The organism is Bradyrhizobium sp. CCBAU 11357, from assembly GCF_028128865.1.
Lineage (GTDB): Bacteria > Pseudomonadota > Alphaproteobacteria > Rhizobiales > Xanthobacteraceae > Bradyrhizobium.
On the sequence record NZ_LBJW01000025.1, the window covers coordinates 1 to 391 of the forward strand.

A 391-nucleotide genomic window follows, 5' to 3' on the forward strand; every position below is an offset into this window, starting at 1 on the left:
TCCATGACCAGCCGATCCAACTCCCGCGCCACCCGGGCCCCGGAGAGCGAGGTATCGGCCACCAGCGCCAAGCACTCGCGGGTACAGTCATCGACCACGGTCAAGATGCGGAAGCGGCGGCCATCCGTGAGCTGATCGGAGACGAAGTCCAGTGACCAGCGGTCGTTCGGTGCCATCGGCACCGTCATCGGCGCCCGGGTCCCGATCGCCCGCTTGCGGCCGCCACGGCGGCGCACCACCAACTTCTCTTCCGGTACAGCCGGAATAGCTTCTTGTGGTTGATCGCAAAGCCCTCCCGCTTGAGCAGAACATGCAGGCGCCGATAGCCGAAGCGGCGGCGCTCCTGGGCGATCGCCTTCATGCGCTGGCGAACGCCGGCATCATCCGCTCG

General features: G+C 67.0%; 1 pseudogene. It reads right to left on the minus strand.

The features are described from left to right. A pseudogene (locus tag XI05_RS08895) lies at positions 1-391 on the minus strand (IS3 family transposase); the annotation flags it as partial.